Origin of the sequence: Synechococcus sp. BL107, assembly GCF_000153805.1 — a bacterium.
In the GTDB taxonomy this organism is placed as follows: Bacteria; Cyanobacteriota; Cyanobacteriia; order PCC-6307; family Cyanobiaceae; genus Parasynechococcus.
The window spans coordinates 593,798-608,120 of the sequence record NZ_DS022298.1; the positions used below are offsets into that span (position 1 = coordinate 593,798).

General features: G+C 58.9%; 17 protein-coding genes. 9 read left to right on the top strand and 8 right to left on the bottom strand.

Features of this window, described 5'->3' with window-relative positions:
- Positions 1 to 19: 19 nt before the first annotated feature.
- The gene (locus BL107_RS02895) at positions 20 to 697 is read left to right on the top strand and encodes a hypothetical protein (RefSeq protein ID WP_037988712.1); all 678 of its coding nucleotides are present in this window, start codon (positions 20 to 22) and stop codon (positions 695 to 697) included.
- 1 nt (position 698) lies between these two features.
- Here the strand turns inward: BL107_RS02895 and BL107_RS02900 are convergent, their stop codons facing one another.
- Positions 699 to 1,034 (bottom strand): DUF2752 domain-containing protein, encoded by a 336-nt coding sequence (locus BL107_RS02900; protein ID WP_009788772.1) that lies wholly within the window; start codon positions 1,032 to 1,034, stop codon positions 699 to 701.
- A gap of 130 nt (positions 1,035 to 1,164) precedes the next feature.
- Positions 1,165 to 2,349 carry an NAD(P)H-quinone oxidoreductase subunit H gene (locus BL107_RS02905; RefSeq protein WP_009788773.1) on the bottom strand — a complete coding sequence of 395 codons (1,185 nt, stop codon included), beginning with the start codon at positions 2,347 to 2,349 and terminating at the stop codon, positions 1,165 to 1,167.
- Between the two features lie 55 nt (positions 2,350 to 2,404).
- Here BL107_RS02905 and rsmH point away from each other — a divergent pair, with 55 nt between their 5' ends.
- Complete coding sequence (gene rsmH, locus BL107_RS02910) at positions 2,405 to 3,289, top strand: 16S rRNA (cytosine(1402)-N(4))-methyltransferase RsmH (protein WP_037987971.1); 885 nt, start codon at positions 2,405 to 2,407, stop codon at positions 3,287 to 3,289.
- Here the strand turns inward: rsmH and BL107_RS02915 are convergent.
- On the bottom strand, positions 3,276 to 4,082 hold the full coding sequence (locus tag BL107_RS02915; RefSeq protein WP_009788775.1) for a hypothetical protein: 807 nt from the start codon (positions 4,080 to 4,082) through the stop codon (positions 3,276 to 3,278). The genes rsmH and BL107_RS02915 overlap by 14 nt on opposite strands.
- Positions 4,083 to 4,126: 44 nt before the next feature.
- The gene (locus BL107_RS02920) at positions 4,127 to 5,191 is read right to left on the bottom strand and encodes a cysteine desulfurase family protein (RefSeq protein WP_037988714.1); all 1,065 of its coding nucleotides are present in this window, start codon (positions 5,189 to 5,191) and stop codon (positions 4,127 to 4,129) included.
- A 36-nt stretch (positions 5,192 to 5,227) separates the two neighbouring features.
- Here BL107_RS02920 and BL107_RS02925 point away from each other — a divergent pair, with 36 nt between their 5' ends.
- From BL107_RS02925 to BL107_RS02935, 3 genes are read left to right on the top strand one after another with little or no spacing between them, the layout of a single operon-like run.
- A complete protein-coding gene (locus BL107_RS02925) occupies positions 5,228 to 5,842 on the top strand; it encodes a hypothetical protein (protein WP_009788777.1) in 615 nt (204 codons plus the stop codon).
- Positions 5,843 to 5,881: 39 nt separating this feature from the next.
- The gene (locus BL107_RS02930) at positions 5,882 to 6,619 is read left to right on the top strand and encodes a response regulator transcription factor (protein WP_009788778.1); all 738 of its coding nucleotides are present in this window, start codon (positions 5,882 to 5,884) and stop codon (positions 6,617 to 6,619) included.
- The gene (locus BL107_RS02935; protein ID WP_009788779.1) at positions 6,619 to 7,566 is read left to right on the top strand and encodes an RluA family pseudouridine synthase; all 948 of its coding nucleotides are present in this window, start codon (positions 6,619 to 6,621) and stop codon (positions 7,564 to 7,566) included. The genes BL107_RS02930 and BL107_RS02935 overlap by 1 nt, the downstream gene beginning before the upstream one ends.
- Positions 7,567 to 7,716: 150 nt before the next feature.
- On the opposite strand, the gene bchM is transcribed toward BL107_RS02935, so the two are convergent.
- Both bchM and BL107_RS02945 read right to left on the bottom strand, forming a co-directional pair.
- Positions 7,717 to 8,430, bottom strand: coding sequence for a magnesium protoporphyrin IX methyltransferase (gene bchM / locus BL107_RS02940; protein ID WP_009788780.1), 714 nt, complete (start codon positions 8,428 to 8,430; stop codon positions 7,717 to 7,719).
- Between the two features lie 28 nt (positions 8,431 to 8,458).
- Complete coding sequence (locus tag BL107_RS02945; RefSeq protein WP_009788781.1) at positions 8,459 to 9,610, bottom strand: N-acetylglucosamine-6-phosphate deacetylase; 1,152 nt, start codon at positions 9,608 to 9,610, stop codon at positions 8,459 to 8,461.
- 33 nt (positions 9,611 to 9,643) lie between these two features.
- Here BL107_RS02945 and purE point away from each other — a divergent pair, with 33 nt between their 5' ends.
- From purE to BL107_RS02960, 3 genes are read left to right on the top strand one after another with little or no spacing between them, the layout of a single operon-like run.
- Positions 9,644 to 10,201, top strand: coding sequence for a 5-(carboxyamino)imidazole ribonucleotide mutase (gene purE / locus BL107_RS02950; RefSeq protein WP_050749824.1), 558 nt, complete (start codon positions 9,644 to 9,646; stop codon positions 10,199 to 10,201).
- Entirely contained in the window at positions 10,201 to 10,836 is a 636-nt protein-coding gene (locus tag BL107_RS02955; RefSeq protein ID WP_009788783.1) for a hypothetical protein, read from the top strand. Before purE ends, BL107_RS02955 begins: the two co-directional genes overlap by 1 nt.
- Positions 10,837 to 11,928 carry an AI-2E family transporter gene (locus BL107_RS02960; RefSeq protein ID WP_009788784.1) on the top strand — a complete coding sequence of 364 codons (1,092 nt, stop codon included), beginning with the start codon at positions 10,837 to 10,839 and terminating at the stop codon, positions 11,926 to 11,928.
- Here the strand turns inward: BL107_RS02960 and cysC are convergent.
- Together cysC and BL107_RS02970 are read right to left on the bottom strand one after the other, a co-directional pair.
- A complete protein-coding gene (gene cysC / locus BL107_RS02965) occupies positions 11,888 to 12,508 on the bottom strand; it encodes an adenylyl-sulfate kinase (protein WP_009788785.1) in 621 nt (206 codons plus the stop codon). The two genes, BL107_RS02960 and cysC, sit on opposite strands and share 41 nt — an antisense overlap.
- Before the next feature lie 48 nt (positions 12,509 to 12,556).
- The gene (locus tag BL107_RS02970; protein WP_009788786.1) at positions 12,557 to 12,883 is read right to left on the bottom strand and encodes a translation initiation factor; all 327 of its coding nucleotides are present in this window, start codon (positions 12,881 to 12,883) and stop codon (positions 12,557 to 12,559) included.
- A gap of 178 nt (positions 12,884 to 13,061) precedes the next feature.
- Between BL107_RS02970 and trpB the strand changes: the two genes are divergently transcribed.
- Complete coding sequence (trpB, locus tag BL107_RS02975; RefSeq protein WP_009788787.1) at positions 13,062 to 14,318, top strand: tryptophan synthase subunit beta; 1,257 nt, start codon at positions 13,062 to 13,064, stop codon at positions 14,316 to 14,318.
- Positions 14,319 to 14,323 lie beyond the last annotated feature (5 nt).

Sequence of the window (14,323 nt, forward strand, 5' to 3'; positions counted from 1 at the left end):
ACCGAATCCGCCGAAACCCATGGCTGCATCCATTGCCTTTGAACATCCTTCGATTCAGAAGGCTTGGGATGCTTTCCTAAAACACATCCCGGTGCTCCTGGTGATTTGGGTGGGCAGCATCGCCCTGGCTGTCTTGGGTCTCGCCGTATCGGTGCTGATCGTGATGGCTGTGGGGAGCTTGGGGGGTTCCAGTGATTCAGCGTTTTCCCTTGGCGCAATCCTGGGTCAACTCGCGCAGATTCCCTTTTCAGTGCTCTCCAGTCTTCTCAGTGTGCTGATGGTGGCGATCCCAGCGGTGTATTACGAACGCGGTGACGTGGTCACCATCGGGGCGGCGCTGGCGTTGTTGAGAGAACGGTTCTGGCGTTACGTGCTGGCCGGTTTGTTCTTCTCCATCGTGATGACGATCGGTTTGCTCTTATGCGTTCTGCCTGGCCTGGCCGTGGCCCTCGTTACGCCGGTGTATGTGAACCGGATTTTTGTCACCGAGATGAGCATAGGTGAGGCGTTTTCCCAAGCGTTCCAGGTGGTGTACCGCTCAGAGAACGGCATGAGTTTTGTGGGGCTTGAGGTGCTTGCGGCCATCGTGGTCACGGTGTTGGCTGCGATCACCTGCGGTCTTGCTGGGCTTGCGGTGATTCCGATGGCCAGTTTTTACCTTCAAAACATGGCCTATCAGCGTGGCCTCTTGCGCTGATTTAGGCGCTGGAGGGCCAAGCATTGAAGCTGAGGCGTAGGAGCCAGTAGGCAAGGAGCGAACAAGTGCCGAGGGCGAGGGTTGGCCTGGCTGCTGCTCTCCGAAAGACACCTCGGGGCATGAGCCGCCGCTGGCGAATTGAAACGACAGACCAACCGACCAAGACCGCTGCCAGCACAGGGCCGAACAGATGCCAGTGCATAGCGTCGTGGAGGTCTCCGGTTAGGGCTGCACTGGTGGCGCGGGTGAGGAAACAGGTGGGGCAGGGGATGCCGGTAAGAGCCCGCAGCGGGCAGCTGAACCCCGGAAGCTGAGGGTGAATTCCCTTTAGCCACAACGTTCCTGTGAGCGCAGCGGGAAGCAGAAAACCTGTGCGCTGAATGTGTTGAAGGAAACGATTCAGTGTTGAGAGTCCTGTGCTGGCGTTTCCCAGTGTGACAAGCCTCTCTGGCAGTTCACTGCCTGGATCAGCGGTCCACAGATCCCATGATCACGTCGATGGAGCCCAGGATGGCCATGATGTCGGCCACCTTGTGTCCCTTCAGGATGTGGGGAAGGATCTGGAGGTTGTTGCTATCAGCAGCCCGGATCTTGAACCGCCAGGGGGTGACGTCGTTGTTGCCCTGCAAGAACACGCCAATTTCGCCTTTGCCTGATTCGAGTCGGGTGTAGAGCTCTCCGTTAGGGATCTTGAAGGTGGGAGCCACCTTTTTCGCCACATACTGGAAGTCAAATCCAGCCGCGTCGCTGCCCTTGCCCTCATTCAGACGCTTCGCTTCGAGATTTTCCGTGGGACCGCCAGGAATCATGTCGCAGGCTTGGCGAAGAATTTTGAGCGATTGACGCATTTCTTCGATGCGCACGCGATAACGCGCGAAGCAGTCGCCTTCCTTCTCCCAGGCCACCTGCCAGTCGAAGTCGTCGTAGCACTCGTAGTGATCCACCTTGCGAAGGTCCCATGGCACTCCTGAGGCGCGCAGCATCGGACCACTCAGGCTCCAGTTGATCGCATCTTTGGTTTCGATCGTGCCCAAACCCTCGATTCGGCGGCGGAAGATTGGGTTATTGGTAATCAGCTTTTCGTATTCGTCGATCTTGGGGGCGAACCAGTCGCAGAAATCACGGCATTTTTCAAGCCAACCCCAGGGCAAATCTGCTGCTACGCCACCAATCCGGAAGTAGTTGTTATTGATCAGCCGCTGTCCTGTGGCCGCTTCCCAGAGGTCGTAAATCATCTCCCGCTCTCGGAAGATGTAGAAAAATGGCGTCTGGGCGCCAACGTCTGCGAGGAAGGGGCCAAGCCAGAGCAGGTGGTTGGCGATCCGGTTGAGCTCCAGCATCAGCACTCGGATGTAGCTGGCGCGTTTTGGCACGGGAATGTTGGCCAGTTTTTCCGGCGCGTTCACGACGACAGCTTCGTAAAACATGCCGGCCGCGTAATCCATGCGGCTCACATAGGGCACAAACATCACGTTCGTGCGGTTCTCGGCAATCTTCTCCATGCCGCGGTGGAGATAGCCGATCACCGGCTCGCAATCCACCACGTCTTCGCCATCCAGGGTGACCACCAGCCTCAGCACCCCATGCATGGAGGGGTGATGGGGTCCGAAGTTCACCACCATGGGCTCCGTGCGCGTTTCCAGCTGCGTCATGGGGAGCCCAGGTGCAATCGATGTATAGATCTTAGGTAGTCCTTGCCGATGGCCTGTGCCTCCTTTCAGCCACGTGCCTGTTTTGGCCGATGCCGTGGTGGCTGGAGCTGAGCACTTGCCCCATCAAAACGGCGTCTTGATCGATGCCACCCTCGGCGGTGGCGGCCACAGCGCCCTGTTACTGGAGCGTTTCCCTGGCTTCCATCTGATCGGACTCGACCAAGACCCCACGGCCCGGGCCGCAGCGGCTGAGCGATTGGCTGCGTTTGGTGATCGCGTTGAAATTTTGGCGACCAACTTCGCGAGCTACACCCCACCTGCCCCGGTTTTGATGGTGCTTGCCGACCTCGGGGTGAGCAGTCCACAGCTGGATGTAGCGGAGCGGGGTTTCAGCTTTCGTCTGGATGGTCCCCTCGACATGCGGATGAATCCTGGCAGTGATGCGGAAACTGCGGCTGAGCTGATCGACCGGTTGGAGGAGAACGCGTTGGCGGATCTGATTTATGGCTATGGGGAAGAGCGTTTATCCCGCCGCATTGCCCGACGGATCAAGGCCGACTTGGCGGCCCAGGGCCCCTATGAGGGCACGGCAGCGTTGGCTTACGCCGTTGCCGGGTGCTACCCGCCGAAGGCCCGTCGCGGTCGCATCCATCCGGCAACGCGAACGTTTCAGGCGTTGCGGATTGCGGTCAACGATGAGCTCGCCGTGTTGGATCGATTGTTGGACCAGGCACCGGACTGGCTCGAACCAGGAGGGGTGATGGGGGTGATCAGTTTCCATTCACTCGAGGATCGGCGTGTGAAAACGGCGTTTCTGCAGGATGAGCGGTTGGAGCGCATCACGCGTAAACCAACGGTGGCAACGGAAGATGAACAGGACAGCAACCCCCGCAGCAGAAGCGCCAAATGGCGTTTGGCGCGTCGCGTCAACGGTCTTTGAGCAGGCCCGTTTGGTCGTCGGCGCTAAACAGTTGTCTGTAGGCGGCACCGGTGATGCACAGGCATACGGGAGCCGCGGCGACGAGGCCGACGAAGCAGGCCAAAACGCCTAGAAGCAAGATGAGTGCCTGCAGCGTCAATAGGCCGAACACTTGCCACCACTGGCCCTGAACCACCATCAATCCATGGCGGATGGTGGCAAGAGGGCCGCGACCGTCGAGGAGGGCGATGAAGCCAAGAAAGCTTTGGTTCACTTGGATATAAAGGCCTCCAAGTGCTGTGAAAACAACAATCGCCACCGCGAAGGGATTGGTGGTCACCTGCTGGAGCAAACGCGGGCCGACATCGCTGAAGGCCTCAGTGATCCGTGGATCGGTGGGATCCACGGTGAGAGCCAGGTTTGCGATTGGGGTGAATAAACCCCAGGCATCGGCTGCGGTGAGGCTGGCGAAGATCAAACCGAAAACAATCGGCACCAGTAAAAGGGTGAGAACGATTTGGCTGCTGAATAGTCGCCAAATAGCAGGCCAGTTCAACTGAATAAAGTCCTGGAATCGGGGTGCCTCACCGTTGAGCGCAATCCACGATCCGCGAATTAAACCAACCGCCCCCCAAAGGTTCACCAAAGCACTCAACAAGCTGCCCACGCCAGGGAGTGGGAGGACCGCTAACAGCTGGCTGAGCACTCCAGTGAGGAGCACAAAACCAACAAAGGTCCAGGGAGCTCGGCGGAATGCGGTCCATCCCTCCTCAATGGCAGTGCCGATGAATAGTTGGGCACGTTCGCTGCTCATCTTGGAGAGACGGTGAAAGGACGACTGGGCCGACCGTAGGGAGCTCAGGTTTGTTGTGCAGCCACGGCCTCAACGATGCATGCGATGGCTTGTTCGACTGCGCTGGCCGTGGTCGAACGTCCCAGGCTGAGGCGAAGGGAGGCCTCGGCGTCGGCGCGGGACCGTCCGAGGGCTTGGAGCACATGGGATGGTGCGCCGTTGCTGCAGGCGGAACCGCTGCTGCAGGCGAGATGGGGCCGAAGGCTGCGATGGAGGCGGCTGCCGCTCACGCCTGGAAGGGTGATGTTGAGGTTGTGGGCTAAGCGCGGAGCTGCGGCACCGTTGCGTTCTATGGAGGGGAGTTGATCGTTAAGCCCGTTCCAGAGTTGATCCCGCAGCCCAGAAAGCCGTCTTTGACGTTCGTCTCGATCCGCCATGGCCTGTTGTACAGCCGCCGCAAAGCCCACGATCAAGGGGCTGGGCAGCGTGCCGGCGCGCAGGCCTGCTTCCTGCCCACCTCCCCATTGCAGGGGCTCCAGCTCGAGCCCCTCGCGGATCATTAGGGCGCCGATGCCTTTGGGGCCATAGAGCTTGTGAGCGCTGAGGCTGACGAGATCAAGCCCCAGGTTGTCGGGTTCAAGCGCAATGTGTCCAAAGGCTTGGGCTGCATCGCTATGAAAGACGACCCCACGGTCTCGGCAGATCTCTGCGAGTTCCTTCAGGGGCTGCAAGACACCGATTTCGTTGTTGGCGGCCATCACGCTCACCAGACGTGTGTCCGGCCTGATTGCTTCCTCCAGTTGGGCTGGAGTGATTAAGCCATTGGGCTGGGGCGTTAGCAGCGAAATCTGGAATCCTTCCCGATGGAGTTGGGCGAGGGGATCCAACACAGCGTGGTGTTCCGTCCTCACGCTGATCAGGTGACCGCCACCGTGAGTTCGCGCATGGCCAAGCAAGGCCAAATTGTTGGCTTCGGTAGCGCCACTGGTGAAAATCAATCGATTGGGATCGATGCAGAGGGCCTCTGCGATTTGGCGCCGCGCCAGGGCAATGGCTGCCGATGCGGTGAGGCCTTGGCGATGTTGACGGCTCGACGGATTACCCCAATGCTCAGTCCAATAGGGCGCCATCGCTTCCACCACCTCCGCTGAGCAGGGGGTGGTGGCTTGGAAATCAAAAGCGAGGGGCGCGCCGCTCAGTGGGGGTTGGCAACTGTTGCGATCATGATTGGCGTTGTGTTCCTTCCTCGCATGGGTCTGCGTTTCCCGATGGCTCGGCTGGGTTTGGGTCTTGGCCTTGGGTTGGCGCTGCTGCTGGCCCCGCTGGCGGCAGTGGCGATTAGCCGTCAAGAGGTGCTGGAGCGGATGAAACAGTCGAGACCCAAGGATTTGCAGGTGCTGTTGGAGGAGCCGGATGCTGGTGGCCCTCGCATCATTGGCATTTATGGGATCAAGCCCGGAGGGGTCGATGGAACCTTGCGCAGCTACAGCCTTTGGGAAGAATCCCCGTCCGATTTGAATGTCTATGTGGAATCGGTGAATTGCGGTGTCGACAACCCTTTACGGGTGAAGCGCACGCTTTCAGCGGTGTTCGTTCGGCATTTGAATCCCGGTGGCCCGATCCTGGAGGGCAATCGAGAAGACCACTTGGTGTGGTGGGCCGCCTGTGTGCCGGAAGTGGCGGGAACCGACCCTGCCACCTTGCGTAACAAAGCCCTGGAACTGGGCTTTTCCACCCTGCTGTCCGAACGCCAGGAGCAGTTACCCGCACTGGCCCCTTAAGCGCAACCTCCATACATTGACTGCAGAGCGACTCCAGTCATGAGCGACGCCCCGATTCCCCCCACTGAAGAGCAAGAGGCACCGCCTCCGGCACCAAGGTTGCTCCTTGTGGACGACGAGCCCGGGCTGCGCACGGCGGTTCAGGCCTATCTCGAGGATGAGGGGTTCGATGTCGCCACCGCGGTGGATGGAGAGGAAGGATTCACCAAGGCGCAGCAGATGTTGCCCGATGTGGTGATCAGCGACGTGATGATGCCTCGGCTGGATGGCTATGGCCTGCTGAAGAAATTGCGGGATGACGAACGGCTCGGCGGCACGCCTGTGATTTTCTTAACGGCAAAGGGCATGACGGCTGATCGCACCCAGGGCTACATGGCTGGGGTGGATGACTACATCCCGAAGCCGTTCGATCCCGATGAGCTGGTGGCGCGGGTGCGCAATGTGGCGCAACGGCAGCATCGGCTGTTACAGGAGGCGGCCCGCTTCGCTGATACGGATATGGGGCAGATGGCGAAGCAGATCACAGAGATCCGCTCCTTGTTGGCCCAGGCGGAAGCCTTGCCCTCCAAGGATCCTGTGGTGCATAGCTTTACGCCGCGGGAGGCGAGTGTGCTGCAGTTGGTGGCGGAGGGGTTGATGAACAAAGAAATTGCCCGGCAACTGGAAACTTCGATCCGCAATGTGGAGAAGTACGTGAGCCGTTTGTTCAATAAAACCGGCACCTCCAGCCGCACGGAATTGGTGCGTTATGCCCTCGAACATCGACTGGTGACCTGATGGCTGATGGGGTTGCCGGTTGGAGGCAGGGCTGGCGGCCGGCAGCACGCAATGCAGGTTGGGCCCATCACGATCGGGTCTTGCGCCATGGCGAGGGTGAATGGTTAAGCCAATGGATGGCAAACCGTTATCAGCATTCCGATGTAACCGTTTGGTTGGGTCGGATTGCTGCCGGTGAACTGCATCGCAATGGTGAACCGTTGCGGGGGGATACCCAGCTGGCCAGTGGGGATGAGATTCGTTGGCAAAGGCCACCGTGGCTTGAGGAGGCCATACCGGATCAATGGGACACCATTCATGACGATGGTGATCTCTTGGTGATTAACAAGCCATCGGGGCTGCCGGTGATGCCTGGAGGCGGTTTTTTGGAACACACGCTCACTGCATTGCTGGCATCCACGGGGGCGAAACCAGTGCATCGGCTGGGCCGGTTTACGTCGGGATTGCAGGTGTGCGCGAGGACGGCAGCAACCCGGGCAGCGCTGTCAAAACAGTTCCGACCAGACAGTCGCTGTCAGAAGATTTATCAGGCTTGGGCCCATCGGGTGGAGGGCTTGGAGCCCGGCAAAAGCTTGGTGGTGAGTACTGATGTGGTGGAGCGTCAGCATCCGTTGCTGGGTTGGCTTTGGGGGCCAGAACCGCGGGACAAGGAACCGACTCGGAAGCGGCTCACGGCCCACTCCACGGTCCGATTGTTAGACCGTTGCGCTGCTGGCGATCGGCTTGAGGTGACAATCCGTACTGGGCGGCCCCATCAGATCCGAATTCATTTAGCCCAATTGGGTAGTCCTCTGTTGGGAGATCCGTTGTATCTCCTCAATCGAAAGATTTCCGACCATGCGACACCGGGGGATGGGGGATATGGCTTGCATGCATGGCGGCTGGATGGACTAACGGCTGGAGGCTTATCGTTGCAGGCCGCCCTGCCTAAAAGTTTCAACGCTTAAGGAGTGATTTCGGCAAAATAAATGCGCTTAAAGCTGTCCTTATGTATGAATTTGTTCGTCCAAAATTTAGGTTTTGCGTACGGTAAAAGGCGGGTAAATTGCTAATTTTAAGGCGAGATTAGATCCTGTAAAGTGATGAATCTCGGCGATCTATTTCTTGCTGAATTCGATCAAGCGAGAGAAGTAGAAAGGGGCCTTGTTTAGGCTGCGACGCACCAACTGAAAGCCGCAAGATTCAGCTGCTTTTACGATGCCGTCTTCTTTGAGGGTGTAAGCCCGGGTGGTTTTGCTTGGGCCTGGGAACAGCTCACCGATGCTTTTTAAAAGCGCCAGCAGCGGTGTGTAAGGGGCAAAGCTCACAATGAGTCGCTGCTCTGTGAGCCCGCAGAGATGCTTCACCATCTCCTCGGCCGGTTTCTGGGGGTAGTGGATGAATACATCCAGGCAGCACACGGTGTGAAAAGAGCCGCTAAGGCTCTCTAAATCACTGGCAAAGAAGTTCAATTTGGCCATGTCGAGACCGTTCTCCCGTGCGCGGCGATCGGCTTCCTTCGCCATGGCCTCTGAAATATCGCTGGCTTGAATGGAACCGGCTCCCATGGCAGCCAGCGGCAAACTGAGGCTGCCGACGCCGCAGCCGGCATCACAGAAGCTCGCGTTGTTGAGTTCGCCGCTCTTCTCAATCCAGGCCAGCACCTCATCCACGGTCTTTTGATGGCCGATGCGGATGTTGCGCTGCACTTTGTTGACGTTGTCGCTTTCGCTGTAGATGCGATTCCAGCGATCAAATCCTGTGGTTTCGAAGTAACCCTTGACTTCTTGCTTCTCAGCCTGCGTCTGCTCCAGGAGCTGATCGGAGTCCATGGGGGTGAGGCGCTGAGACCGCGAGATCCTAAGCAGCGTTGGCCCACTGCAAATCACCGTCAGCGTTTTGTGTCCATCGCAGGAGGTCTGATAACGGTTGTCCGAGTAATGCCTCTTGGATGTTGCAAGTGGATTGGATCACCTGGCGAGGAGCAATCGTGGCGCTCCAAATCGCTGGCCCAATCTCCTTGCTCCAGCGGGCAAGGCGTTTTACCCCTTCGAGCTGCGGCAGTGTTACCCCCGCCAAGGTTCCATCCTCCAGGCGGCACGTTCCATTCGTCACGAGCAGGGTTCGTTCATCCCAGCGATGGGTTCCATCGGCGAGCCCATAGGGCGCCAGGGCATCGCTCACCAGCACGATTTGGCTTGGGGCAAGTCGTTGCAGCAACACCGCCATCGTGGGGTCGACATGCACGCCATCGGCGATCAGTCCTAGGGCGATGTTGCCGTTTCGACAGGCTTCGCCGACTGGGCCCGGCGCGCGGTGATGGAGGCCTGGCATGGCATTAAAAGCATGGGTCAGCATGCCCACCCCCTGGCTGAACGCTTGGCCAGCGGTGTTTGCGTTGGCGGCGCTATGCCCGAGGGCCACCGTGATCCCCAACTCCCTCAGCCGCTGAATCACTGCATCGGCTCCCACCAGTTCTGGGGCCAGGGTCATCAAGGAAATCTCGGATTCGAAGCCGTTGATGCGTGTCTCCAAGGCCGTGAGGGTTGGGCTGGCCAGGTGCTCCCGTGGATGGGCGCCCCGGCGTGATTCCGCCAGAAATGGACCTTCAAGGTGGGCCCCCAAAAGTCGACAGCGACCAGCGCGATGCTGCGTCCTGGCTTCTCGTAAAACGGCGAGGGCATTGCGAAGGGGCTTGATTCCGCAAGTCACCAAGGTTGGGGCAATCGCTTCGACGCCATCGCTCCAGAGCAAATCCAGCAGCTCCATGAGTCGCGGTAGGTCATGGGGTGTCAGTTCGGGGAAGGCCAAGCCCAAGCCCCCATTGATTTGTAAATCGATGCCACGGGGGCTGATCCAGTCGCCGTTCCAGTTGTTCTCTGCCTGAGATGTCCCCGAGCCCATGGGACCCAAAGCGGTCACGACTCCCTCGATGTTGAGGTCCAGCCAGTGCTGACGTTTTGTCGCACCACCCAAGGGTGCGGGGAGGCGCACATTGGTGATCCGTCGCATTAGGGCTGGCGCTGCAGGCCGGTGGGGGAGACGATGGCAGTCTCGCCGGAATCTGACGTGACAACACCCTCTTGTTCTGCCCGTGTTGCCGTGGTGATGGGCAGCGATTCCGATCTGCCAACGATGGAACCGGCCGCCGCGATCTTGCGGCAGCTCGGCGTCACGGTCGAGGTGCGGGTGTTATCAGCCCATCGAACCCCTCTGGAAATGGTGGCCTTTGCGGAGCAAGCCCGCGGACGTGGCTTCCGCGTCATCGTTGCCGGTGCCGGTGGTGCGGCCCACCTCCCTGGCATGGTGGCCGCTCTCACGACTCTGCCGGTTATTGGAGTGCCTGTGCAGAGCCGTGCTTTGTCGGGGGTGGATTCACTGCATTCGATTGTGCAGATGCCCGCTGGTATCCCTGTGGCCACGGTGGCGATTGGAGGGGGGCTTAACGCAGGTTTGTTGGCGGCGCAGATCTTGGCCAGCTCCGATGACGACTTGACCCAGCGGCTAGCGGACTACCGCAGCAGCCTGCACGATGCAGTGGTGGCAAAAGACGCGCGCCTCCTCGATCTGGGCAGCAGCGCTTATTTGGAGCAAATGAGCTGATGCAGCGCTTAACCGGAACGTCCACCCTCAGCTCCACGATTCGGTGGACGCTTTTGCCTGCAGCGGCCCTCTACGCCATTTCTCTGGTTTGGAGTTCGGCTGAGGGAATTGATCTTCAACTGGTCGTGCGTGATCTGGCGCAAACATGCGACGCGCCCTTGGGCTTGGGTTTTATCTCCAGCGTTGGGTATTTGCTCTGGATGGCAGCGGCTGCGATTGCATTGTTTGCAGCTGGTTCGGGCCAAATCAGAGGTCCTGTCGCTTGGCGGCAGTTTGCATTTTGCGGGGGCGGTTTTTCCCTCTGGTTGTGCTTAGACGACATGTTTCTCGTCCATGACCGCTATCTCGGGGAGGCCACGCTTTACATCACCTACACCGTTTTCAGCGTGCTGCTGCTGGTCTGCTTCCGCAAACCTTTACGACGATTTGGAGGGGACTCTTTTTTGTTGTCGGTGCTGCTTCTGGGTGGTTCCGTGTTGATTGATGCTTTGCAGAACTATTTGCCCTTCCCCCCTACAACGATTCAACTCACTGAGGAGGGGTTCAAGTTGCTCGGGATTGCCGCTTGGCTGGGTTTTTGGTGCCAATACGTCGCTGGTGCCTCTAGCGCTTCGCTCGTCGGAGAGACCCGCTAAGTGAACGCTTGGCCCGCCTGGTTTCGGATTGGTCTGGTGCTTCCCGTGATCGGGTTGAACGTGTTTGTGCTCAAACGGGTGCTGGTGCAGTTCGCCCCATTTCCAGGCCTGTTTATTACGGCAGCGTTGATCGCCTTTTTGTTGGACATCCCCTGCCGATGGCTGATGGGGCGTGGTTTGCCGCGCTTACCGGCAATCACTGTGGTGGTTTTGCTCACCGCGGGATTGCTTGCGTTCGCGGTCGTTGAGCTCTTGCCTTTGCTAATCGTGCAGCTCAGCCAATTGATTAGTGCTGCACCGTCGTTACTCACTGCCGCTGAACAGGGCATTAACCAAGGGCAGGCATGGGCCATTGCCCATGGGCTCCCTGCAGACTTTGCAGATCTCAGCAGCGACTTGGTCTCTCAAATCAGTCGGGTGGCGACCCAGCTCAGCCAACGCTTGCTCAGCATCCTTGGGGCCACCGTCGGCACGTCGATCAACACCGTGATCGTGTTGGTGTTGGCGGTGTTCCTGCTTCTGGGGTCCGACTCGATTACGGCTGGTCTCGCCCAGTGGTTGCCAGCTCGATGGCGCGAGCTGGTGACCACCACGCTGGGTCGAACCTTTCGTGGGTATTTCGCTGGTCAGGTGGTCTTGGCCTTGATCCTCAGCGGGGGCCAGCTCTTGGTGTTCACCGTTTTGGAGATCCCCTATGGAGTGTTGTTCGCCGTGTTGATCGGCTTCAGCACCCTCATTCCCTATGCCAGTGCTCTCACGATTGTGTTTGTGAGCGCCATCCTTGGGGTGCAGGACCCTCGCACGGGGTTGGAGCTCCTCGCCGCCGCCATTGCGGTCGGCCAAATTGTGGATCAGGTGATTCAGCCCCGATTAATGGGCAGCATTGTGGGCTTGCAACCTGCCTGGCTCCTGATTGCTCTCCCGGTCGGTGCCCGATTGGCTGGGATTCTTGGTTTGGGAGAACTGCTGGGGTTGCTGTTGGCGGTGCCGGTGGCCAGCTGCATCAAAACGCTGGCCGACGCAGCACGCTCGGATCTGGACTCGCCGGACGTCACGCAGCCGGAATCACTCCCTTGTCCTGCAGAGCCTTAATCACCACCTCCACCGATTCCGCCAGTTCTTGAGCGCCCGTGTCGATCTTCAGCTCTGGGGTATCAGGAGCCTCGTAAGGGCTTGAGATACCTGTGAATTCTTTAATGGCGCCTGAGCGGGCCTTTGCATACAGACCCTTGGGATCGCGGGATTCGCAAACGTCTAAATCCGCCGCGCAGAAAATCTCGAAAAAATCCCCTTCCTCCACGAGGTCGCGTGCTTTGTCACGGTCGGCCCGGAACGGCGACACAAAAGCGGTGAGAACGATCACGCCTGCATCGAGGAATAATTTCGCCACTTCGCCGATACGGCGAATATTTTCTTCACGGTCGGCGTCGGAAAAGCCCAAGTCTTTGCAGAGGCCATGGCGAACGTTGTCACCGTCCAGCACATAGGTGGCAAGCCCGCGCTCAAATAACGCAGCATTCACTGCATTGGCCAGGGTGCTTTTGCCAGAGCCAGAGAGCCCTGTGAACCAAAGAATGGCGCTGCGATGGCCGCGTTTATCCGCCCTGGCGGCCCGATCGACTGAGGCCTCATGCCAGACGATGTTGGTGGCCTTGGGGGTGGACGCGGTCATGACAAGGGGCAGTAAGGCGTGCATTCTCGCCCAGCTGAATGCTGTTCCTTAACCACCCGCCCGTTTTGGTCGGTAGCCCTCTTGCATGAGCAGGGTCAGGCTCAAATCCACCTGGTCTCCCTGCAGTTCGATCACGCCGTCTTTGGTGGTGCCGCCGCTGCCGATTCGGCTCTTCAGTTTTTTCAGTAAGGCCTTGAAGCCATCCGGTTCGAGTTCCAAGCCACGAATCACAGTCACTGTTTTGCCCCCTTTCCCTCCACGGGTCGGCTGGACCCGCACCATTTGATCTGCTTTCGGAGTTGGCGCTGCTGCTGGACCCTTGGGTCGCTGCAGACTCTCGGCGCTGCTGAATTCCTGCCAGCCGCCCTTGGGCATCAACCTGTGTTCGCGACGTCAACCCATTCTCGATGACGAACGTCAGTGCCCCGGTGGGCGCCTTGTTTAAGAGCCTTGAGGCACCATGTCGAGCTTTTTGATCTCAGGATCAAAGCTTGCGACTCACGTCATCGCGTGATTGCCTGCTTACGCTGATTCAACGCTTCGATCTGGATCCGTGACCAGCACTCTGCCGAAAGCCTCCCAACCGGATCCCTCCAGCCTCCAGCCGGCAGCCCGCCCAGGCGCCCATGGACGTTTTGGACGCTTTGGTGGCCAGTACGTCCCAGAAACTCTGATGCCAGCCTTGGCGGAGTTGGAGCAGGCGGCAGCTCAAGCGTGGGCAGACCCAGCGTTCACCGGGGAACTCAACCATCTCCTCAAAACCTACGTGGGTCGTGCCACCCCCCTCTATGAAGCGGAACGACTGACCACCCATTACCGCCGCGATGATGGTGGCCCACGCATTTGGCTGAAGCGTGAGGATCTGAACCACACCGGTGCTCACAAAATCAATAATGCCCTCGGTCAGGCGCTTTTGGCCCTGCGGATGGGCAAAAAACGAATCATCGCGGAAACAGGGGCTGGCCAGCACGGTGTGGCTACAGCAACCGTTTGCGCTCGATTCGGCCTCGATTGTGTGATTTATATGGGCGCGGAGGACATGCGCCGACAAGCTCTCAATGTGTTCCGTATGCGTCTTCTTGGCGCCACGGTGGAACCGGTGACAGCAGGGTCAGCCACGTTGAAGGACGCCACAAGTGAGGCGATTCGCGACTGGGTGACCAACGTGGAAACCACCCACTACATCCTCGGTTCTGTCGCTGGTCCCCATCCCTATCCAATGCTGGTGCGCGATTTTCACGCGGTCATTGGCCAGGAAGCCAAACAGCAGTGCCAGGAAGCCTTTGGTCGCCTGCCAGATGTGTTGATGGCCTGTGTGGGAGGGGGGTCGAATGCCATGGGGTTGTTCCATCCGTTTGTGCAAGACACCACGGTTCGTCTCATTGGCGTAGAGGCCGCCGGTGACGGTGTGAATACGCCCCGTCATGCCGCCACCATCACCGAAGGCCGGGCGGGGGTTTTGCATGGGGCGATGAGCTTGCTGTTGCAAGACAGTGATGGCCAGGTGCAAGAAGCCCATTCGATTAGTGCCGGTTTGGACTACCCCGGAGTTGGCCCTGAGCACAGCTATCTCAAAGAGATTGGCCGGGCTGAATACGCCGCAGTCACCGACGAACAAGCCCTTAATGCGTTGCGTTTGGTGAGTGAGTTAGAGGGAATTATTCCCGCCCTCGAAACAGCCCATGCCTTTGCTTGGTTGGAGCAGCTCTGCCCAACCCTGCCCCAGGGTTGTGAAGTGGTGATCAACTGTTCGGGTCGTGGCGATAAAGATGTGAACACAGTCGCTGAGAAGCTCGGCGACAAGCTCTGAGTGGT